This is a genomic window from Micromonospora sp. WMMD1155 (genome assembly GCF_029581275.1).
GTDB lineage: Bacteria > Actinomycetota > Actinomycetes > Mycobacteriales > Micromonosporaceae > Micromonospora.
This window is the reverse complement of the sequence record NZ_CP120742.1, coordinates 348504-368698: the sequence shown is the minus strand read 5'-3', so window position 1 is coordinate 368698 and position 20195 is coordinate 348504. Positions and strand designations below refer to the sequence as shown.

The 20195-nt window shown below is 72.7% G+C and carries 18 protein-coding genes; 11 read left to right on the top strand and 7 right to left on the bottom strand.

Annotated elements, in window-relative coordinates; translation table 11 throughout:
- Positions 1–8: 8 nt before the first annotated feature.
- The 4 genes from O7617_RS01375 to O7617_RS01360 all read right to left on the bottom strand — a co-directional run bounded on the left by O7617_RS01375 (position 9) and on the right by O7617_RS01360 (position 2978).
- Complete coding sequence (locus O7617_RS01375; RefSeq protein WP_282260941.1) at positions 9–413, bottom strand: type II toxin-antitoxin system VapC family toxin; 405 nt, start codon at positions 411–413, stop codon at positions 9–11.
- Positions 410–610 carry a hypothetical protein gene (locus tag O7617_RS01370; RefSeq protein WP_282260940.1) on the bottom strand — a complete coding sequence of 67 codons (201 nt, stop codon included), beginning with the start codon at positions 608–610 and terminating at the stop codon, positions 410–412. The genes O7617_RS01375 and O7617_RS01370 overlap by 4 nt, the downstream gene beginning before the upstream one ends.
- A gap of 95 nt (positions 611–705) precedes the next feature.
- A complete protein-coding gene (locus O7617_RS01365) occupies positions 706–1401 on the bottom strand; it encodes a response regulator (RefSeq protein WP_282260939.1) in 696 nt (231 codons plus the stop codon).
- Positions 1401–2978, bottom strand: a complete 1578-nt coding sequence (locus tag O7617_RS01360) for a sensor histidine kinase (protein WP_282260938.1) — start codon at positions 2976–2978, stop codon at positions 1401–1403. Before O7617_RS01360 ends, O7617_RS01365 begins: the two co-directional genes overlap by 1 nt.
- A gap of 100 nt (positions 2979–3078) precedes the next feature.
- Between O7617_RS01360 and O7617_RS01355 the strand changes: the two genes are divergently transcribed.
- Complete coding sequence (locus tag O7617_RS01355; RefSeq protein ID WP_282260937.1) at positions 3079–4461, top strand: cation:dicarboxylase symporter family transporter; 1383 nt, start codon at positions 3079–3081, stop codon at positions 4459–4461.
- 75 nt (positions 4462–4536) lie between these two features.
- Here O7617_RS01355 and O7617_RS01350 read toward each other — a convergent pair whose 3' ends face one another.
- Entirely contained in the window at positions 4537–5523 is a 987-nt protein-coding gene (locus tag O7617_RS01350; RefSeq protein WP_282260936.1) for a helix-turn-helix domain-containing protein, read from the bottom strand.
- Positions 5524–5806: 283 nt separating this feature from the next.
- On the opposite strand from O7617_RS01350, the gene O7617_RS01345 reads away from it, so the two are divergent.
- The 3 genes from O7617_RS01345 (at position 5807) to O7617_RS01335 (ending at position 10652) form a co-directional block, all read left to right on the top strand.
- Entirely contained in the window at positions 5807–7219 is a 1413-nt protein-coding gene (locus O7617_RS01345; protein ID WP_282260935.1) for an FAD-dependent monooxygenase, read from the top strand.
- 85 nt (positions 7220–7304) lie between these two features.
- A complete protein-coding gene (locus O7617_RS01340) occupies positions 7305–9479 on the top strand; it encodes an FUSC family protein (RefSeq protein WP_282260934.1) in 2175 nt (724 codons plus the stop codon).
- A 135-nt stretch (positions 9480–9614) separates the two neighbouring features.
- The gene (locus O7617_RS01335; RefSeq protein WP_282260933.1) at positions 9615–10652 is read left to right on the top strand and encodes an aminotransferase class V-fold PLP-dependent enzyme; all 1038 of its coding nucleotides are present in this window, start codon (positions 9615–9617) and stop codon (positions 10650–10652) included.
- A gap of 657 nt (positions 10653–11309) precedes the next feature.
- Here the strand turns inward: O7617_RS01335 and O7617_RS01330 are convergent.
- Positions 11310–12482 carry an acyl-CoA dehydrogenase family protein gene (locus tag O7617_RS01330; protein ID WP_088947393.1) on the bottom strand — a complete coding sequence of 391 codons (1173 nt, stop codon included), beginning with the start codon at positions 12480–12482 and terminating at the stop codon, positions 11310–11312.
- A 97-nt stretch (positions 12483–12579) separates the two neighbouring features.
- Here O7617_RS01330 and O7617_RS01325 point away from each other — a divergent pair, with 97 nt between their 5' ends.
- The 4 genes from O7617_RS01325 (at position 12580) to O7617_RS01310 (ending at position 16523) form a co-directional block, all read left to right on the top strand.
- Positions 12580–13308, top strand: a complete 729-nt coding sequence (locus O7617_RS01325) for a TetR/AcrR family transcriptional regulator C-terminal domain-containing protein (RefSeq protein WP_282260932.1) — start codon at positions 12580–12582, stop codon at positions 13306–13308.
- Between the two features lie 79 nt (positions 13309–13387).
- Positions 13388–14842, top strand: coding sequence for an aldehyde dehydrogenase family protein (locus O7617_RS01320; RefSeq protein ID WP_282260931.1), 1455 nt, complete (start codon positions 13388–13390; stop codon positions 14840–14842).
- A complete protein-coding gene (locus O7617_RS01315; protein ID WP_282260930.1) occupies positions 14839–15936 on the top strand; it encodes a zinc-binding dehydrogenase in 1098 nt (365 codons plus the stop codon). Before O7617_RS01320 ends, O7617_RS01315 begins: the two co-directional genes overlap by 4 nt.
- Positions 15937–15983: 47 nt before the next feature.
- Positions 15984–16523, top strand: a complete 540-nt coding sequence (locus tag O7617_RS01310) for a GNAT family protein (protein WP_282260929.1) — start codon at positions 15984–15986, stop codon at positions 16521–16523.
- Between the two features lie 41 nt (positions 16524–16564).
- Here the strand turns inward: O7617_RS01310 and O7617_RS01305 are convergent, their stop codons facing one another.
- Positions 16565–17041 (bottom strand): VOC family protein, encoded by a 477-nt coding sequence (locus O7617_RS01305; protein ID WP_282260928.1) that lies wholly within the window; start codon positions 17039–17041, stop codon positions 16565–16567.
- A 159-nt stretch (positions 17042–17200) separates the two neighbouring features.
- On the opposite strand from O7617_RS01305, the gene O7617_RS01300 reads away from it, so the two are divergent.
- From O7617_RS01300 to O7617_RS01290, 3 genes are all read left to right on the top strand, one after another.
- The gene (locus O7617_RS01300) at positions 17201–17902 is read left to right on the top strand and encodes a transcriptional regulator (RefSeq protein ID WP_282260927.1); all 702 of its coding nucleotides are present in this window, start codon (positions 17201–17203) and stop codon (positions 17900–17902) included.
- Between the two features lie 80 nt (positions 17903–17982).
- The gene (locus O7617_RS01295) at positions 17983–19551 is read left to right on the top strand and encodes an MFS transporter (protein ID WP_282260926.1); all 1569 of its coding nucleotides are present in this window, start codon (positions 17983–17985) and stop codon (positions 19549–19551) included.
- An 11-nt stretch (positions 19552–19562) separates the two neighbouring features.
- Positions 19563–20171 (top strand): TetR/AcrR family transcriptional regulator, encoded by a 609-nt coding sequence (locus O7617_RS01290; protein ID WP_282260925.1) that lies wholly within the window; start codon positions 19563–19565, stop codon positions 20169–20171.
- Positions 20172–20195 lie beyond the last annotated feature (24 nt).

Here is a 20195-nt window from a genome sequence, read left to right as displayed (position 1 = left end):
AGAGGAGGCTAGGAGACGTCGAAGAGGCGCAGCCCGTCGTACTCGGCGAAGTCGGCGAAATCCTTGCCATTGAACGTCGCGAGCGGTAGCCGGTCGACAAGGCAGCACGCCGCGATCCACGAGTCGTTGGTCGGCAGGAGCCGCCCACGGTGCTGCGCTCGCGCCTGAAGATGCCCCCAGGTCACCGCCACGGCCTCGTCGAAGGGCAGCAGGACGATCCCCGACCGCCAATGCGCGAGATCAGCCAACTTGCGCGGCCCCCAACTGCGCAGTGCCGTCCACTTGGTCAGTTCGCCGAGCGTCACGAAGGTCACGCAGAGGGTCTTACCGGCCAAACGGGCTCGGAGAGGGTCCGACAGCCGCCCGCGAAGGATTGCCGACGCCACGTCGGTGTCGAGAACGACGAGGCTCACGCGGCGCCGGCCCGCCGGGAGGCGTACAGGTCGGCGAGGAATTCGTCCAACTCGTCGTCTGACTCGAACAGATGGGGGCGCGCCAGGTCGTCTACGGAGGCGATGGGTCGAATGCCCTGGCGGCGGGCCAATTCCTCGGCTGGGACATGCTCGGCCGTCGGCCACTCGGGTATCCGCTCCGCGTTACTCGACGGCACGGCTCACCTCCTGGTTGTCGGTCTGGTCGATTCTCCCACTTTCCCCGTCGACAGACCGCATCTCGCGCAGGTGTCGAGTCGACGTTTCGTCCTGCTCACCGGGGCCGGTACTCGACCTCGGGGCGGCCGGGGGTGCCGTAGCGGGAGCTGCGGACGACTCGGTCGATCGTCACCAGGTACTCCAGGTAGCGGCGGGCGGTCACCCGGGAGATGCCGGTCGCCGCGCCCACCTCGGTCGCGGACAGCCCCACCTCAGCGCCGGTCGCGTCGCTGAGGGCGGCGCGTACCCGATTGAGGGTCTGCGCGTCGAGGCCCTTGGGCAGGCTGTGCCCGGCGGTGCCGCGCAGGGTGGCGAACATCCGGTCGACGTCGTGCTGGGCGGCCACCTCCCCGTCGGCGAGCGCCTGCGCACGGTAGTCCGCGTACCGCTCCAGCTTGTCGCGGAACGCCGCGAACGTGAACGGTTTGAGCAGGTAGTGGGTCACCCCGAGGGACACCGCGGTGCGGACCACCGCCAGGTCCCGGGCGGAGGTCACCGCGAGCACGTCGACGCTGCTGCCGGCCGCGCGCAGCGCCCGGCAGACGTCCAGGCCGTGCAGGTCGGGCAGCCGAAAATCCAGGAGTACGAGGTCCACGTCGCCGCCGCCGCCCGCGCGCAGCGCCGCCATCGCCGCCCGCGCGGTGTGCGCCACGCCGACCACCACGAAACCGGGAACCCGCTCGGTGTACGCGCTGTGCGCCTCGGCCAGCAGCGGCTCGTCCTCGACGACCAGCACCCGGATGTCCGTCATCACCGCCCGCCCGGCAGTCGGACGGTGAACAGGCTGCCACCGTCGTCCGAGCGGGTCACCTCGGCGCTGCCGCCGTGCCGGCGGACCACCTGCCCGACCAGGGCCAGCCCGAGGCCCCGCCCGGTGCTCTTGGTGGACCAGCCGCGCCGGAACGCGTCCGCCACCCGCTCCGGGGCCAGCCCGGGGCCGCTGTCGCCGACCCGGACGACCAACTCCGTGTCGACAGCGCCGACGAAGACTCGCACGCGGCGAGGCGCGGGCGTGCCGGCCACCGCCTCCAGGGCGTTGTCGACCAGGTTGCCGACCACGGTGACCAGGTCGCCGCTCGGCAGAGGGCTGTCGTCGAGCCGGCAGTCCGGCTCGATGACCAGGTCCACCCCGCGTTCGCCGGCCTGCGCCGACTTGCCCAGCAGCAGGGCGGCCAGCGCCGGCTCGGTCACCGCGCCCACCACCCGGTCGGTCAGTTGCTGGGCGAGGGCCAGGTCCCGGGTGCCGAGCCGGACGGCCTCGTCGGCGCGACCCAACTCCATCAGGGTCAGCACGGTGTGCAGGCGGTTGGCCGACTCGTGGGTCTGCGCCTGCAACGCCTCGGTCAACGCGCGCACCGAGTCCAGCTCACTGGCCAGGGTGCGCAGCTCGGTCTGGTCCCGCAGGGTCAACACGGTGCCGAGCACCGCGCCCTCGAAGCGGGTGGTCCGCTGGTTGGCGACGAGCACCCGGTCACCGGCCAGGACCGGCTCGTCCAGGGCGTCGCGCCCGGAGCCGAGCAGCTCGGCCACCGCAGGCGGCAGGTCGATCCCGGCGACCGGCTGGTCGGTCACCGGTCTGTCCGCGTCCAGGCCCAGCAGGCGGCGGCCCTCGTCGTTGACCAATGCCACCCGCCGGTCGGTGGTCAGCACCACGAGACCTTCGCGGACCGAGTGCAGAACCGCGTCGTAGTACTCGTACATCCGGGTCATCTGCGCCGGGCCCAGACCGTGGGTCTGTCGACGAAGCCGGCGACTGAGCAGCCACGAGCCGGTCGCGGCGAGCGCGAGCGCCGGTGTGGCGACGCCGATCAACACCGGCAACTGGCGCAGCAGCTTGCGGTTGATCGCCCGGGTGGTGATGCCCACCGAGACCAGGCCGACGATGCGCCGCTGCTCGTCGTACACCGGGACGACAGCACGCACCGACTCGCCGAGCGTCCCGACGTTGGTGGTGGTGAACGGATGACCGGCCAGGGCCGGCTCGATGTCGCCGACGAAGGGCTCGCCGATCCGCTCCGGTGTGGGGTGGGAGAAACGGGTGCGGTCGGGGGCCATCACGACCACGAAGTCGGTGCCCGTCGCCCGGCGGGTCGACTCGGCGTACGGCGCGAGGACGCCCGCCGGGTCGGCGGTCGTGAGGGCCGCGCGGACGTCGGGGGAGCGGGCCACGGTCTGCGCCACGGCGAGCACCTCCTCCTGGGCGGCCTGGCGGGAGTCGCTGCGGGCCAGCCAGACGGCGCCGGCCGCCCCGGCCAGCACGAGCAGCGTCACCACCACCGCCTGGAGGGCGAAGAGCTGCCCCGCGATGCTCCACTGGCGTCGGGCCATCCTCATCACCTCCTTCGTGCGCCGCCACCGTTGTGGCTGTCGTGGTGAACAGAATGACCGCAAGGCTGTCAACTGGTGAGAGGCACTTCACATTGTTGACATGGACACCGAATCCACCACCTCGGCGGCGCCCTCGGTCCGCCGGGACCGTACCCGTTACCTCTATCTGGCCGTCATCGTGGCCGTGTTCGCCGGCATCGTCGTCGGCCTGGTCGCGCCCGATTTCGGCAAGGAACTCAAACCGATCGGCACCGGCTTCGTCAACCTGATCAAGATGATGATCAGCCCGGTCATCTTCTGCACCATCGTGCTCGGCGTCGGTTCCGTCCGGCAGGCCGCGAAGGTCGGCAAGGTCGGCGGCCTCGCCCTCGGCTACTTCCTCACCATGTCGACCGTCGCGCTCGCCATCGGCCTGATGGTCGGCAACCTCATCCACCCCGGCTCCGGTCTCGACCTCGGCCAGGACCTCGCCGGTGCGGGCAAGGCCGCCGCAGGCGACGAGGCCGGCGGTACGACGGACTTCCTGCTCGGGATCATTCCGACCACGTTGCTCTCCGCGCTCACCGAGGGCGAGGTGCTCCAGACGCTGCTGGTGGCCCTGCTGGTCGGGTTCGCCGTACAGGCCCTGGGTCGGCGCGGCGAGCCGGTGCTCGGCGCGATCGCCGTCATCCAGCGGGTGGTGTTCAAGGTACTCGCCATGATCATGTGGTTGGCGCCGATCGGCGCGTTCGGGGCCATGGCCGCCGTGGTCGGCGCGACCGGCGTGGACGCGCTCAAGAGCCTCGCCCAGATCATGCTGGGCTTCTACGCGACCTGCCTCATCTTCGTGCTGGTGTTCCTGGGCGCGCTGCTCTGGTTCGTGGCCCGGATCTCGATCTTCTCGCTGCTGCGTTACCTGGGTCGGGAGTTCCTGCTGATCCTGTCGACCTCGTCGTCGGAGTCGGCGTTGCCGCGGCTGATCGCGAAGATGGAGCACTTCGGGGTCAGCAAGCCGGTCGTCGGCATCACCGTGCCGACCGGTTACTCCTTCAACCTGGACGGCACGGCCATCTACCTGACGATGGCGTCGCTGTTCATCGCCGACGCGCTGGGCAAGCCGCTCTCGATCGGCGAGCAGGTCTCGCTGCTCCTGTTCATGATCATCGCCTCGAAGGGCGCCGCCGGGGTCACCGGCGCGGGTCTCGCGACGCTGGCCGGTGGACTGCAGTCGCACCGGCCGGACCTGGTCGACGGGGTCGGCCTGATCGTCGGCATCGACCGGTTCATGTCCGAGGCCCGGGCGCTGACCAACTTCGCGGGTAACGCCGTGGCGACCGTGCTGGTGGGGACGTGGACCGGGGAGTTCGACCGGGACCGGGCGGCCGAGGTGCTGCGCGGAGACGACCCGTTCGACGAGGCCACGATGCTCGACGAGCACGACGGCTCGGACGACGACGAGACGGCGGCACGGCGGTCCACCGAGGAGGCCGGCGTCCCGGCCTGACATCGACGAGGCTGGGGTCGCGCCGGGCGCCGGTGCGACCCCGGGCCCCCCGCCCGGCTCCGACCGGCCCCCGTTCTAGGCAGGTGCGCGCGGGTCGTTGCGGAACGCCTGCGGGGACATCCCGAACGTGGCCGTGAAGACCCTGCTGAAGTGGGCCTGGGAGCGGAAGCCCCAGCGGGCGGCGATGCCGTGGATGGGCCGGGCCCGGAGCAGGGGATCGCGCAGGTCCCGTGCGCACCGGTCCAGACGTTTCCGGCGGATGGTCTCGGCGACCGTCTCGTCCTCGGTCTCGAACGCCCGGTGCAGGCTACGGAGGGAGATGTGGTGGGCGGCGGCGACGGTGCCCGGCGACAGGTCCGGGTCGCCGAGGTGCTCGTCGATGAACGCCTTGACCGTCATGCGCAGGCTGTGTCCGCGTACCTCGATCGGTAGGGCGTCGGTGAGGTCCAGGTGTTGGGCGACCATCGCGGACATGAGGTCCCGCACGACGGTGCCCAGGAGCGGGGCGTCACTGTCGTGGTACTGATCGGGATGGGTCATCACCTGGTGGACGAACTGGTTGAGCAGTACGCCGATCCCCTCGGTGGCGGAGATGCTCGTGCCGAGCAGCTGCGAGATCCGGTTGGGATGCACCGGCAGGAGGCCGTGCGGGACGAGGATCGTCCGGGTGGTCAACATGCCCTCGTGGTGCGACCGTCCCTGATGGGTCGACTGGTGTGGTCGGGACGTGTCGACGATCGCGAAGCTGCCCGGCGTGAAGGCGTTGCTCCGCCGCTCCTGCTCCAACCCGCCCTGCCCGGACAACGGGAGCGCGAACTGGTACATCTCCGGATCGCTGCGGCGGATGAAGGTGCCGGTGCGCTGCATGTCCAGGGACGGGTACCGCCAGGTCGACAGCACGACCTCACCCAGGCTGATGACCTCTGCCCGGGCCCGGAAGTCCGCCGCGTGGGCACTGTGGATGCGCATCGGCACCGACTCGCGTGCCACCAGGTCGTGCCAGTACCCGAACCGCTCGCTCGGGGGCACCGCGACGGTGTCCGCCGAGCCTACGGTGAGCACGGGCTGCCTCGATCCTCTTCGACGGTTGACGGGCCGCTGTGGCGTTGCCGACTGAGCCTACAAGATCAACCAGCATCGGCCCAGGTCCGATGTGGTGAATACCAAGGCGGACAGGTGCGTCGACGTGCTCGACGCCAACCCGGACAACGGCGCCCGGCCGCGGATCCGGCAGTGCACCGGCAACGCCGACCAGAAGTGGCGGGCCAATTGAGCACTGACGGCTGGCGCTCGGATGGTTACGGTCGTGGATGCCGTGGTTCCCCGACGTTCGAGGAGTGATCGCATGCCTCTCTCTCCGTCCCGGCTGTTCTCGCGGATAGCCACCGCCGAACGACCGGCTGAGACACGTGTGGTCATGCGACGTGCGGTGGTGCTCGGTGGCAGCATGGCCGGGCTGATGGCCGCGCGGGTGTTGAGCGACCACGCCGAGGAAGTGCTGATCATCGAACGGGACCCGTCCGACGTCGACGCCGGACCTCGGCCGGGCGTGCCCCAGGGCAGTCAGGTGCACGCGCTGCTGCCCGCCGGCCAGGTCCAGTTGGAACGCTGGTTCCCCGGCATCGCCGACGAGGCGCTCGCGCTCGGCGCCCCTCCGCCGCCGAGCGACCAGAGCACGGCGAAAGTGTTCGTCAACGGAGTTCCCGGGCTGCCACCGGCGGCGACCGGCACCGGGCCGGCGCTGATCACGACGCGTCCGTTCCTGGAGGCGTTGGTCCGGCGGCGGACGCTCGCCGTGCCCAACATCCGCATGGTGTACGGCCGCGCGGAGGGCCTGCTCCTCGACGAACGGCGGGTCACCGGCGCGCGGTACGTGCCCGAGGGTGGCGGCGAGGCGGTCGTCGAACCGGCGGATCTGGTGGTCGACGCGATGGGTCGGTCCAGCCGGCTCGGCGACTGGCTGGCCGAGCACGGGTGGCCGCGCCCACCGATGCGCCGCATGCCGATCAAACTGAACTACGCGACGGCGCTCTACCGGCGGGACGAGAAGGTCAGCGACGCCTGGGTCGCGGTCTTCCACACCATGGCCGGCAAGGGGCGCACCGCCCGGATCGGCGGCATCAACTCGGTCGAGGGAGACCGCTGGATCATGCTCGTGGCCGGTTACGACGAGGACCGGCCCAGCCGCGACGTCGCCGACTTCACCGAACGCTGCCGGAAGCACTACCCACAGATGTTCGGCGACATCGCCGAGTACGGGGAGATGCTGGGCGGGGTGGTCACGTACCACCAGGCCGACAGCCGACGCCGCGACTTCCACGAACTCGACCGCCTGCCCGCCGGGTTGGTCGCGGCCGGCGACGCGGTCGCCTCCTTCAACCCGGTGTACGGCCAGGGCATGACCTCCGCGACGCTGCACGCCTCCTGCCTGTCGGCGTACCTGCGGTCCGGTCCGAAGCCGCACGACGAGCCGGCGCGGGCGTACTTCGACCAGGTCCGGGTGGTCGTCGACGCCGCCTGGCAGATCTCCACCACCGCGGACATCGAGCTTCCGCACGTCGACGGGCCGTACCCGCCGGGGTATCGGCTCACCAAGTGGTTCGGTGACCTGATCTTCCGGGCGTCACTGACCGATCCGGTGCTCAACGCCCGGCTGGGTCGGGTCACCACCATGCTCGACCACCCGGCGGCCCTGGGCCGCCCCGGCACCCTGCTCCGGGCGCTCCGGCTCGGCCTGCTCCGCCGCGCTCGACACTGATTCGTCGCGAAACCCGCCGATCCCGACGGGCAGCGGGGAGAATGGGACGCCGGGGAGGGAGTCGCGACGAACCCGGGGAGCAGGCGTGCTGGCAACCCTCCTCGACCGGCTTCGCCGCCGTGATCCGGGGTACGCCGTCCTGCGGCGTGGGGCCCGGCTGACGCTCGTCGCGTCCGTCGTCTTCTACGGCTGCCGCTACGGCGTCGGCAGTCCGGTGCTCGCCACGTACGGTCTGTTCGGCACGATCGCCGCCGGGGCGTTCGCACGGCTGCCCGGTCCCGCGCCGCAACGGGCGCGGATCCTCATAACCTCGCTGCCGGTGGTCTGGGCGCTGATCGCGGCGGGTTCGGCGTTGGCGTGGAGCACGTGGGCGGCGGCCGGTGGGATGCTGGTCATCGGGTTCCTCGTGGCGTTCGGTGGGGTCGGCAACCCGCGCCTGGTGGGGTGGGCCAGCGCGTTCCAGCTCTTCTACATCCTGGCGTCCTTCCCGCCTTACCAGCCGGACACCCTGCCGCAACGGCTCGGTGGCGTCACCCTCGCCATCGTGCTCCTCGCCGTGGCCGAGGTGCTCCTCTGGCCCGACCCGGTGCCGGTCTCGTACCGGCAACGGCTCGCCGAGGCGGCCGACGGTGTCGCGGCGTTCCTCGACACCGCGGCCCGCACGCTGACCGAGCCGCACGTGGACGACACCGGCCGGGACGCGCGACGGCGGCGGGCGTACGACGTCGTCGGTCCGCTCGACCTGGCCCGCAACCCTCCGGCGTGGGCACCCACCGCGGCGGGCGCCCAGGACCGTGCGCTGCGGATCTGCGCGGTGGCGTTGCGGGACGTGCTGGCCGAGGCGGACCGGTTGACGGCGGACGTCCCGGCGGAGCCGATCCCGGACCTGGCGGCGGCGCGACTGCTGCGCGTCGGCGCGGACACGACCCGGGCCGCCGGTCGCAGCCTCACCCCGGGCGGGGCGGCTGTGGACCTCGGTGGTCTGGACGCCGCGATCGGGCGGGCCGAGGCGGCGTACCCCGTGGGTGGGGGCGACGGCCGCGACGCCCCGGACGTACCCCGGTTGTGCCGGGACGCGACGGCACTGGCCCTCGCCGAGCAGGTGCGGGTCTTCGCCGTCGGCGCCCGGCTGGCCACCGGGTCGCGGCTCGACGGTGTGGACGCCCCGCCGGGCCTGTTCGACTACGCGCGGCACCACCAGTGGACGCTGTACTGGTGGCAGTTCCGCTCCCACCTGGCACCCCGCTCCGCGCACCTGCACAGCTCGGTGAGGCTGGCCGTCGCGTTGGCGGTCGCCCGGGTGGCCGCCGGGTTGCTGAACCTGACCCACGGCTTCTGGGTGCTGCTGGCCACCCTCACGGTGCTGCGTACCTCGGCCGCGGACACCCGCTCCGCGCTGCGGCCGTCGGTGCTGGGCACGATCGTCGGCGCCCTCGTCAGCGGCGCGGTGATGCTCGTCGTCGACCTGCCGATCGTCTACGCCGTCGTCCTGCCGGTCACCCTGATCCTGGCCTTCGGCGTCGGGCGGCTGCTCGGTGCGGTCTGGCAGCAGGCACTGTTGACGGTGCTGCTGACCGTCGTCTTCGCCCAGCTCGGCCCGGAAGGGTGGCGGCTCGCCGAGGCGCGCCTCGTCGACGTCCTGCTCGGCGCGGTGATCGGCGTGCTCGCCGGTGTGGCCATCTGGCCGCGTGGGGCGGGTCACGACCTGCGACAGAACGCCGCCCGTTACCTCGCGGCCAGTGCGGACGCGGTCGAGCAGACCGTCGAGGCGGTGCTCGGCGACGCTCCGTCACCGCAGCGGGCCATCGACCGGGTGCGTCGTCGGATGGTCCTGACCGACTCGTCCTACTGCCAGTACCACTCGGAACGGCACGACCCGCACCGGCAGCAAATCGACTGGGACGCCGTCCTCAGCGCCGGGCATCATGTCGTGCCCGGGGCCGGGTCGCTGCTGCGCCGCAACCCGCCCGGCTGTCTCGCCGGCTGGCCCGCGGCGGCGGCGCTGCTGCGCGACACCGCCGCACACCTGCGCTCACTGTACGACGAGGTGGCCGATGAGGTGACCCACGGCCGGTCGGCGGGCCCGCGACCGGCGGCGATGACCTGTGCCGACGAGCTGGACCGGATCCGGCCGCTGCTCGGCGAGGTCGACAGGCAGGCGGTCCGGCACCTGGTCGAGGTCGACAGGTGGCTCACCGCTCTCGCCGACACCCTCTCCCGCGCCCGGGGCCGACCGGGTGAGCCGGCTGGGAGACCCTGACCTTCCGGCGCACCGCGGCGGGCCGGACCGTGATCGCTCGCTGTGGCACGCCGTCTCACCCGGACGCACGCTGACAGGCCGCCGATCGGGGATTGGCCGTGCCCGTCGCCCGGCGGCCCGCCTACCGTCGAGGTCATGGAGATCGAGCAGGCGCAGCAGTTGTGGAAGCCGGAGCCCGGTTGGTTGAACACCGCCTCCTACGGGCTGCCGCCCGAGCCGGCGTGGACGGCGTTGCAGGAGGCGCTCGCCCAGTGGCGGGTCGGCAGCACCTCCTGGGAGGGCTGGGGCGACTCGGTGCAGCGCTCCCGTACCGCGTTCGCCGGTCTGATCGGCGTGCCGGAGGGCGACGTGGCGGTCGGCGCCTCCGTCTCGCAGATGCTCGCGCCGGTGGCGGCGGCGCTGCCCGCCACGGCGACGGTGGTGGCCCCGGACGTCGAGTTCACCTCCAACCTGTTCCCCTGGCTCGTGCAGGAGGAGCGTGGCATCTCCGTCCGCACGGTGCCGGTGGAGTCTCTCGTCGACGCCATCGACGCGGACACCGACCTGGTCGCGTTCAGTCTGGTGCAGTCGGCCGACGGGGCGGTCGCCGCGTACGACGACGTCGTGGCCGCCGCCCGCGCGCACGACGCGTTGGTGGTGGTGGACGCGACCCAGGCGTGTGGCTGGCTGCCCTTCGACGGGAGCCGGGCCGACGTGGTGGCGGTGGGCGGCTACAAGTGGCTGATGAACCCGCGCGGGACCGCGTTCGCCTACCTGGCTCCGGCGCTGCGTGAAAGGCTGCGCCCGGACGCCGCCGGCTGGTACGCGGGCCGCGATCCGCACGCCTCCTACTACGGCCCGCCGTTGCGACTGGCCGACGACGCGCGCCGGTTCGACATCTCGCCGGCCTGGTTCAGCTGGGTGGGGGCGGCACCCGCCCTGGAGTTGGTCGCCGAGATCGGCGTGCCGGCGATCCAGGCGCACGACGTGGCGCTGGCCAACCGGTTCCGGATCGGGCTGGGCCAGCCGCCGGGGGAGAGCGCCATCGTGACCGTGGACGTGCCGGACGCGGAGCGGCGTCTGGCGGCGGCCGGCATCCGGGCGGCGGTACGCGCCGGACGGGTGCGGGCCTCGTTCCACATCTACTCCACCGAGGCAGACGTGGACGCTGCGCTGGAGGCGCTGACCGGCTGACCCTCACCTGCTCGCGCCGCCCGCCCGCGCCGCCCGCCTGCTCGCGCCGCCCGGCCGCGCCCGGCGCCGCCCTGCTCGCGCCCGGCGCCGCCCGCCCGCGCCCCGCGCCCGCGCCCCGCGCCCGCGCCCCGCGCCCCGCGCCCGCGCCCCGCGCCCCGCGCCCGCGCCCCGCGCCCCGCGCCCCGCGCCCCGCGCCCCGCGCCCGCGCCCCGCGCCCGCGCCCCGCGCCCCGCGCCCGCGCCCCGCGCCCGCGCCCCGCGCCCGCGCCCCGCGCCCGCGCCCCGCGCCCGCGCCCCGCGCCCGCGCCCCGCGCCCGCGCCCCGCGCCCCGCGCCCGCGCCCCGCGCCAAGATCTGCGCAACTTCCCGGATGTTGCTGCCTCCGAGACGCGGGAGACACCAACATCCCTGATATTGCGCGGATCTTGGCGCGGGCGGTGGGCGTGGATCTTGGCGCGGGCGGGCCCGGCGCGTGGCGCACGCGGATGCGGGCGCGGGCGCACGCGGGCCTGGGCGTGGGCGCACGCGGGTGCGGGTGCGGGCGCACGCGGGCCTGGGCGTGGGCGGGCCCGGCGCGTGGGCGCACGCGGGTGCGGGTGCGGGCGGGCCCGGGCGTGGGCGTGGGCGCGCGCGGGCGGGTGCGGGTGCGGCGTGGGGCTCTAGGCCAGGTGGCCGCCGATCTTCGTGTAGCCGCGCAGCAAATCCCGGGAGATGATCAGCCGCTGCATCTCGTCGGTGCCCTCGAAGATCCGGTAGAGGCGGACCTGCCGATACCAGCGCTCGATCGGCAGTTCACGGGTGTAGCCCATGCCGCCGTGGATCTGGAGCACCCGGTCGACCACCCGGTTGACCATCCCGGCGCCGTAGAGCTTGCCCATCGACGACGCGTGTCGGGGGTCGAGGCCCTGGTCGACCGTCCACGCCGAGCGCAGCACCAGCCAGCGGGCCGCCTCCAACTCGGTCTCCGAGTCGGCGATCATCCACTGGATCGCCTGGTTGGTGCCGATCTTGGTGCCGAAGGTCTCCCGGGTGTTGGCGTAATCGATCGCCATCTGCAGCACCCGCTCGGCGATGCCGATGGCGTGCGACGGGATGGTGTAGCGGCCCTTGCCGATCCACTCCATGCCCAGCGTGAAGCCCTGCCCGATCTCGCCGAGGATGTTGCGGTGCGGCACGCGTACACCGTCGAAGATGAGCGACGCGGGCCCGCCCTCGCCCATGGTCTGGATGAATTCCGAGCGCCACCCCATCGACCGGTCCACCAGGAACGCGGTGGCCCCGCCGTTGCGGGCGCCCTTCTCCCGGTCGGTCACCGCGACCACGATGGCGAAGTCGGCGTCGTGGCCGCCGGTGATGAAGGTCTTCTCCCCGTCGAGGATCCAGTCGTCGCCGTCGCGGCGGGCGGAGAGCCGGATGTTGGCGGCGTCCGACCCGGCCCCCGGTTCGGTGATCGCGAAGCAGGAGCGCCGTTCGCCCTCGATGGTCGGGATGAGGAACTCCTGCTTCTGCTCCTCGGTGGCGTGGAACAGGATGTTGTCCGCCTCGCCGCCGAAGCGGAACGGCACGAACGTGTGGCCCAGCTCCGTCCAGATCAACGACTGGAGCACCGCCGGCAGGTTCATCCCGCCGTACTCTTCCGGGGTGGCCAGGCCCCAGAAGCCGAACTTGCGCGCCTTGAGTTGCAGCTCGCGCACCTCGGAGTGGTCGAGGCCCGGCTGGTGCGCCCTCTCCCGGCGGAGCACCTCCGCCTCCAGGGGCATCACCTCGCGGCGGATGAACGATCGGACGGTGTCCCGTACCGCCCGCTCCTCGTCGGTCAGCGAAAAGTCCACGGTGGTCCTCCTGGCGTCGGTGCAGCCGGTCACCCTTAAACTAGCGGTGCAAGTTTTGCCGCGTCCAGACCTGACGGACGAGACCTCAAGGAGCGCAGTGCCCCGACCCCGCCAGCCCCGGCTCACCCGGCAGCTGATCGTCGAGACCGCCACCGCGCTCATCGACGCCGAGGGGCTGCCCGCGTTCTCCACCCGCCGGCTCGCCGCCGAGTTGGGGGTCCGTGGGCCGTCGCTCTACAACCACTTCGCCACCAAGGACGAGATCCTCGACGCGGTCGCCGACGCGGTCACCGGCGCCGTCGACACCGGCGGCTTCGCCAGCCGGGACTGGGTCGCCGCGCTGCGCGACTGGGCCTGGTCGTACCGGCGGGCGCTCACCGCGCACCCGAACATCGTGCCGTACCTGGCGCAGGGGCCCGGTCGACGACCGGCCGCCCTCGCCATGGCCGACGCGGTCTACGGCGGCCTCGTCCGGGCCGGCTGGCCCCCCGCCCGGGCCACGCACATCGGCGCGGCGCTGCGCTACTTCGTGGCCGGGTCGGCGCTCGGCTCGTTCGCCCGTGGCTTCGTGGAGGACCCGGAGCTGTACGCCGCGCACTACCCGCACCTGCGCGACGCGCACCGGCTCGCCGAGCACCAGCAGAGCGTGGACGAGGGCGCCTTCGCCCTCGGCCTGGACGCACTGCTGCACGGTCTGGCCGCCGAGTACGCCCGCACGGTGGGCACACCGGACCCCGTCGGCACGGCCGACCCCCGCCGCACCCTCGGCGCGACCGGCTCCGTCCGCACCACCGGCACGGTGGAGTCCGCCCGGCCCAACGGGTAGCGTCCAAACTCCCAGCGCTAGTTTCATCGCCCACCGCGACCCCGTCGCCATCGCCGGTCGCCCACCCCGAAGGGACGACATGGACCTCGCCGCCCCGCCGTCGCAGCTGTCCGACGCCCTGCGCCTCCGGCGCCACCTGCACGTCGGCGGCGAGTGGACGCCTCCCGCCGGCACCGACGTGATCGACGTGGAGAATCCGAGCACCGGCGAGTTGATCGGGCAGGTGCCGGCCGGCACGGCAGCCGACGTGGACGCGGCCGTGGCCGCCGCCCGCGCCGCGTTCCCCGGTTGGTCGACCATCGCCCCCGCCGAACGGTCCGCCCACCTGGACCGGCTGCACGCCGCGCTCGCCGTCCGCGCCGACGACCTCGCCCGCACCATCGCCGTCGAGTTGGGCGCCCCACTGAAGCTCGCCACCCGGGTCCAGGTCGGGTTGCCGCTGACCGTCCTGCGCGACCACGTCACGCTCGCCGCCCGCGTACCGGTCGAGGAGAGCATCGGCAACTCCCTCGTCGTCCGCGAGCCGATCGGTGTGGTCGGCGCGATCACCCCGTGGAACTACCCGCTGCACCAGGTGATGGCGAAGCTGGCCCCGGCGCTGGCCGCCGGCTGCACGGTGGTGCTCAAGCCCAGCGAGCTGACCCCGCTGACCGCGTACCTGCTCTTCGACGCGGTCACCGAGGCCGGGTTGCCGCCGGGGGTGCTCAACCTGGTCGCCGGCACCGGGCCGGTGGTCGGCGAGGCCCTGGCCGGTCATCCCGACGTCGACCTGGTGTCGTTCACCGGCTCCACCGCGACCGGCGCCCGGATCATGCGGCTCGCCGCCGACCGGATCGCCCGGGTCGCACTGGAGCTGGGCGGCAAGTCCGCCAACGTGATCCTCCCCGACGCCGACCTGGCCGCCGCGGTCAAGGTGGGCGTCGGCAACGCCCTGCTCAACTCCGGCCAGACCTGCACCGCGTGGACCCGGATGCTGGTGCACCGCGACCGGTACGACGAGGCACTCGACCTGATCGCCACGGCGGTGGCCGGCTACCGCCTCGGTGACCCGTTCGACCCGTCCACCCGCCTCGGCCCGCTGGTCTCCGCAGCCCAGGCCGAGCGGGTGCGCGGCCACATCGACAAGGCCGCCGCCGACGGCGCGCGGCTGGTCGCCGGTGGCCCGGACGCCCCGGTGCCGGCGCGGGGGCACTTCGTCGCGCCGACCGTGTTCGCCGACGTGCACCCCGACAGCGCACTCGCCCAGGAGGAGGTCTTCGGTCCGGTGCTCGCCGTCCTTCCGTTCACCGACACCGACGAGGCGGTCGCCATCGCCAACAATTCGAGGTACGGGCTGGCCGGTGCGGTCTGGTCCGCCGACACCGACGCGGCGCTCGCGGTGGCCCGCCGGCTGCGTACCGGGGCGGTGGACATCAACGGCGCACCGTTCAACCCGCTCGCCCCGTTCGGTGGCTACAAGCAGTCCGGCCTGGGCCGTGAGCTGGGTGTGCACGGGCTCGCCGAGTTCTGCGAACTGAAGGCGATCCAGCGATGAGCGCCCCCGAGCCGGTCACCGTCCGCGCGCTCGTCGCGCGCGGGTCCGGCGCCGAACTGCGGATCGAGCGGGTACGCCTGCCCGCTCCCGGCCCCGGCGAGGTGCGGGTGGCGATCACCGCCGCCGGTGTCTGCCACTCCGACCTCTCGATGGTCAACGGCACCCTCGCCGCGAGGTTTCCGCTGGTGCTCGGGCACGAGGCGACCGGTGTGGTCGCCGCGACCGGCCCGGGCGGCAGCCTGCCGGTCGGCACACCGGTGGTGCTCAACTGGGCACCGGCCTGCCGAGCCTGCTGGTGGTGCCGGCACGGCGAGCCGTGGCTGTGCGCGGACACCACCGCACCGACCGTGCCGCGCGGCGAGACCGACGACGGCGTACCGCTGAACCTGACTCTCGGTCTCGGCGCGCTCGCCGAGGCGGTGGTGGTGCCCGAACGCGCCGTCATCCCGATCCCGGCCGGGCTGCCGCCCGAGCAGGCCGCCCTGCTCGGCTGCGCGGTGCTCACCGGCGTCGGCGCGGTCGGCAACACCGCCCGGGTGGCACCTGGCGAGAGCGTGGCCGTCGTCGGGCTCGGTGGGGTCGGCCTCGCCGTTCTGGCCGCCGCCCGCCGGGCCGGTGCCACGACGATCCTCGCCGTCGACGTCGCCGAGGCCAAGCGTGACCTGGCGCTCGCCGCCGGGGCGACCGACTTCCTGCTCTCCGACGATCGGCTCTCCAAGGAGATCCGGGCCCGCACCGAAGGCCGGGGCGTCGACCACGCGTTCGAGTGCGTCGGCCGGGCCGCCACCATCCGCGCCGCCTGGCGGCTCACCCGGCGCGGGGGAGCGGTGACAGTCGTCGGCATGGGCGCCAAGGACGACATGGTCAGCCTCGGCGCGCTGGACGTCTTTCACTCCGCCCGTACCCTGCGCTCCTCGGTGTACGGCTCGTCCGACCCGGACCGAGAGGTGCCGGTGCTGGCCGCCGCCCTCGCCGACGGCGCGCTGGATCTGCGTGTGCTGGTCAGCGGCACGATCGGCCTGGACGAGGCACCCATGGCGTTCGATCGGCTGGCGCGGGGCGAGGGCGCCCGCTGGGTGGTCACTCTGGACTGAGTCGAAACCGGCTCGTGAGTCCTCGCGGCGGCTGTTAGCGTCGCGGAATGTTCGCCACCGAGCGGGTCCGACTGCGCCCGCCCACTCCCGACGACGCGCCGAACATGTTCCGGCTGTACGGCGATCCCGAGTTGCACCTGATCACCGACGGCGAGCCGTTCCTGCCGCGCCACGTCGGCCAGATCCGGGCGCGGCTGGAGAAGCAGGTCGCCGACCCGCCCGACGGCCAGGCCAACGTGTCGCTGGTGGCGGAGACCGTGGCCGACGGCACGTTCCTCGGTGGCAGCGTGCTGTGGGGGATCAGCGCGTTCAACCAGTTCGCCCACCTGGGCATCTCGCTGCTCCCCGAGGCACGTGGCCAGGGGTACGGGACCGAGGTGATCCGGCTGCTCTGCCGGTACGGCTTCCGCAACCGCAACCTGCGCCGTCTGGAGTTGGAGACGCTGGCCGGCAACACGGCCATGCGGCGGACCGCGGAGGCGTGCGGCTTCACGCACGAAGGCACCCTGCGGGAGCGCGAGTACGACGGTGACGGCTTCGCGGACATGGTGATCTACGGGCTGCTCCGCCGCGACTGGACGCCGTAGCGGGCCCCGGCCGCGGCGTCCAGTCGCGATTGCCCTGGGTGTTACCCGGTCTGCTCGGCCAGTGCGATGGCGATGCCGGCGGGGCCGCGCAGGTAGCAGAGCCGGTAGCTGTTCTCGTACTGCACCAGCTCGCCGATGAGTTCGGCTCCGTGCGGGCGCAGGCGGTCGAGGATGTCGTCCATGTCGTCGACGGCGAACATGATGCGATGGGCGCCCAGCGTGTTCGTCGGCGCGGACGGGTCACCGTGGCGGCTCGACGGCGTCTGGTATTTGGTCAGCTCGACGCGTCCGTAGCCGTCCGGGGTGCGCATCATGGCGATGTCCGAGCGGACCCCCTCGAGCCCGAGGAGGCGGTCCACCGCGCTGCCCTCGACCGTCGCCTCGCCTTCCAACTCAAGTCCGAGTTCGACGAAGAACGCCACGGCGGTGGCGAGGTCGTCGACGACGATGGCGACGTTGTCCATCCGCTGGATCGTCCCTCGCCGAGGCTGCGGGCCTCGCGCGCTGGCGTCGGTCATGCTGCTCTCCTCTCGGACGGGCGTCACCTGCCGGTGACGATGCCCGGGTTGATGCAGAGGCCCGGGTTGATGTCATTGTCGGTCTGCTGTCCCGCGCGGTCCGCCGCCGGTGAATTCCGCGACGGCGCATCCGCCGTGCGTCGTTTCGGCGAATCCCGGGTGGAAACCATCTACCCGGGGGTACGTCTGGTGCTGACCGATCCGATGCCGGCCGAGGCTGTGGAGATCGCGCACAAGCAGGTCCTGTCGGCGGCCGAGGACCTGGACGGTAACAGTGTCGCCACGCTGGTGCTGGAGATGGCCGGGGCGTGGGGCGTGCCGGCGGTCTGGGAGCAGGTCTGCCGTCCGTTGCTGGCTCGGCTTCCGGGGCGGACCGCCGCGGAGGTCGTCGTCGAGCACGCCTTGTGCGAGGGGCTTCGGGTCGGGTTGGACGCGTACCGCCGCGAGCCGGGCCGCGCCCTGCCCACCGGCGGTGTGCTGCTGGCCGGCGTCGAGAGGGAGGCGCACAGCCTCGGCGTGCAGGCCCTGGCCGCCGCGTTGCGCGAGAAGGGTCGCGGCTGTCTGAATCTGGGCCCCGCGTTGCCCTGGTCGGCGCTGACCGACGCGGTGCGGCGGGCCCGCCCGCACACCGTCGTGCTCTGGTCGCAGACGCCGGTCACCGGCCGCGCGTACCGTCTGGTGCGCTTCGCCCGGGACTTCCCGCGCCTGCGGGTGTACGGCGCGGGGCCCGGCTGGATCGAGCCGCTCACCCCGCCGGCGGCGCACCTCGACTCGTTGTCGGACGCGGTCGCCGTCTGTTCGGCCGTGCCTGCGGGGCGTGATGCTCACCACATACGATACGGATCGGTGCCGTATCGTTAATGCGGGCCGTAGGCTGACCCACGTTACGAGTCTGACCCGTATCGTATTGCGCCGCGGTAGAGCATGGGGGGAAACCAGGCATGGAGCTGCACGACAACACCGGCCACCCGAGGAGGTGGGCGATCCTGGGGGTGCTGGTGATCAGCCTCCTCGTGGTCGTCCTCGACAACACGATCCTCAACGTGGCCCTGCGCACCCTGGCCGACCCGGTGCACGGCCTCGGCGCCAGCCAGGGCGAGCTGGAGTGGGCGATCAACTCCTACACGCTGGTCTTCGCCGGGCTGCTGTTCACCTTCGGCGTTCTCGGCGACCGCGCCGGCCGCAAGCGCTTCCTCATGATCGGTCTGGCGCTGTTCGGCCTGGCGTCGCTGCTCTCCGCGTACGCCCAGAGCCCCGGCCAGCTCATCGCGGCCCGCGCCCTGATGGGTGTCGGTGGCGCGGCCATCATGCCGGTGACGCTGTCGATCATCTCCAACGTCTTCGACCCCCGTGAGCGTGGTCGGGCCATCGGCGTCTGGGCCGGTGCCGTCGGTCTGGCCGTGGCCATCGGCCCGATCCTCGGCGGCGCGCTGCTGGAGCATTTCTGGTGGGGCTCGGTCTTCCTGATCAACGTGCCGGTGGTCGTGGCCGGCGTGATCCTGGTGGCCCTGCTGGTCCCCGAGTCGCGCGACCCGCGACCGGGCCGCGTTGACGTGCTCGGCGTCCTGCTCTCCGTGGTCGGCCTGGTCGCCCTGTCCTACGGCATCATCGACGGCGGCGAGCACGGCTTCGACCGCCCGCTGGCCTGGGGCTCGATCCTCGTCGGCGTCGCCGTGCTGGCCTGGTTCGTCCAACACGAGCGGCGCAGCGACCACCCGTCGCTGGACGTCCGGCTGTTCAAGGTGCCCCGGTTCGCCGCCCCGGTCGCGATCGTCGGCCTGGTGTTCTTCGCCGCGATGGGCTCGCTGTTCTTCGGGTCGTTCTACCTGCAACTGGTGCGCGACTACAGCCCGCTGCAGACCGGTCTGCTCTTCCTGCCCTTCGCCGGCGCCCAGCTGATCTTCGCGCCGCGTAGTGCCGCGATGGTCCGCCGCTACGGGGGCAAGGCGGTCGCCACCGTCGGGCTTGCCCTCACCACGGCGGCCCTCGCCGCGTTCGCCTTCGTCGACGCGTCCACCCCGATCTGGATCGTGCTGGTCGTCTACTTCTTCCAGGGCGTCGGGATGGCCAACATCATGCCGCCGGCCACTGAGTCGATCATGTCGGCGCTGCCCCGCGAGAAGGCCGGCGTCGGCTCCGCGGTCAGCAACACCATCCGTCAGGTGGCCGGTGCGCTCGGCGTCGCGGTCCTCGGCTCGGTGCTCTCCGCGGTCTACCGCAGCGACGTCGGTGACGCGCTGACCGGGCTGCCCGCCGGCGCCCGCGACGCGGCCAACGAGTCGATCTCCGGGGCGTACGCGGCGGCGGGCCAGCTCGGCCCGGCGGCGCCGGCGCTGATCTCGGCGGCCAACGACGCCTTCGTCACCGCCATGCACTGGGCGGCCGGGCTCGCCGGGATCATCGCCGCGCTCGGGATCATCGTGGTGCTGCGCTGGATGCCCGGCCGGGACGACACCAGCCACGCCCCGGTGGCCCCGGCCGCCGAGCCCGAGTTGGCCGGCACGGCATAGGTTCGGGGAGAATGTCGGACATGACGTCCACTGCCGATGCTCCGCGGTCGCCCGGGCGACCGCGGAGCATCCGCGCCGACGAGGCGATCATCGAGGCGACCCTCGACCTGCTCGCCGAGGGCAGCACCGTCGAGGCGCTCTCGATCGAGGCCATCGCCGCCCGCGCCGGGGTCGGCAAGGCCACCATCTACCGCCGCTGGGCCGGCAAGGACGCCTTGCTGCTCGACGCGCTGCGGCGACTCAAGGGCGTCCTGGCGAAGCCGGCCGGGCACTCCGTCCGCGACGACCTGGTGCTGCTGGTCGGCGCGATCGGCAAGAACGTCGACCCACGGGCGGCGAAGATCATGCCCTGCCTGGTGCCCGCGGTGAACCGCAGCGCGGACCAGTTCCAGCTCTACCAGAACATCATCTCGCCCCGGCGGCAGTTGATGCGCGAGGTGCTGCGACGCGGCATCGACGAGGGTGTGCTCCGCGCCGACATCGACGTGGAGGTGACGATGGCTCTGCTCACCGGCCCCATGCTGATCCAGCGGGTGCTGAAGTGGAACCCGGACCTGGACGAGCAGACCCTTCCCGAGCGGGTCGTCGACGCCGTGCTGGAAGGCATCCGCGCCCGCTGACCGGGCATGTCCGGCCGGGCGCGA

What these genes read in the sequence shown, in the direction of transcription:
- O7617_RS01320 (WP_282260931.1), top strand. Translation starts at nt 13,388, where the DNA reads ATGGACCTCGCCGCCCCGCCGTCGCAGCTGTCCGACGCCCTGCGCCTC.
- O7617_RS01345 (WP_282260935.1), top strand. Translation starts at nt 5,807, where the DNA reads ATGCCTCTCTCTCCGTCCCGGCTGTTCTCGCGGATAGCCACCGCCGAA.
- O7617_RS01365 (WP_282260939.1), bottom strand. Translation starts at nt 1,401, where the DNA reads ATGACGGACATCCGGGTGCTGGTCGTCGAGGACGAGCCGCTGCTGGCC.
- O7617_RS01315 (WP_282260930.1), top strand. Translation starts at nt 14,839, where the DNA reads ATGAGCGCCCCCGAGCCGGTCACCGTCCGCGCGCTCGTCGCGCGCGGG.
- O7617_RS01295 (WP_282260926.1), top strand. Translation starts at nt 17,983, where the DNA reads ATGGAGCTGCACGACAACACCGGCCACCCGAGGAGGTGGGCGATCCTG.
- O7617_RS01360 (WP_282260938.1), bottom strand. Translation starts at nt 2,978, where the DNA reads ATGGCCCGACGCCAGTGGAGCATCGCGGGGCAGCTCTTCGCCCTCCAG.
- O7617_RS01355 (WP_282260937.1), top strand. Translation starts at nt 3,079, where the DNA reads ATGGACACCGAATCCACCACCTCGGCGGCGCCCTCGGTCCGCCGGGAC.
- O7617_RS01335 (WP_282260933.1), top strand. Translation starts at nt 9,615, where the DNA reads ATGGAGATCGAGCAGGCGCAGCAGTTGTGGAAGCCGGAGCCCGGTTGG.
- O7617_RS01305 (WP_282260928.1), bottom strand. Translation starts at nt 17,041, where the DNA reads ATGACCGACGCCAGCGCGCGAGGCCCGCAGCCTCGGCGAGGGACGATC.
- O7617_RS01290 (WP_282260925.1), top strand. Translation starts at nt 19,563, where the DNA reads ATGTCGGACATGACGTCCACTGCCGATGCTCCGCGGTCGCCCGGGCGA.
- O7617_RS01310 (WP_282260929.1), top strand. Translation starts at nt 15,984, where the DNA reads ATGTTCGCCACCGAGCGGGTCCGACTGCGCCCGCCCACTCCCGACGAC.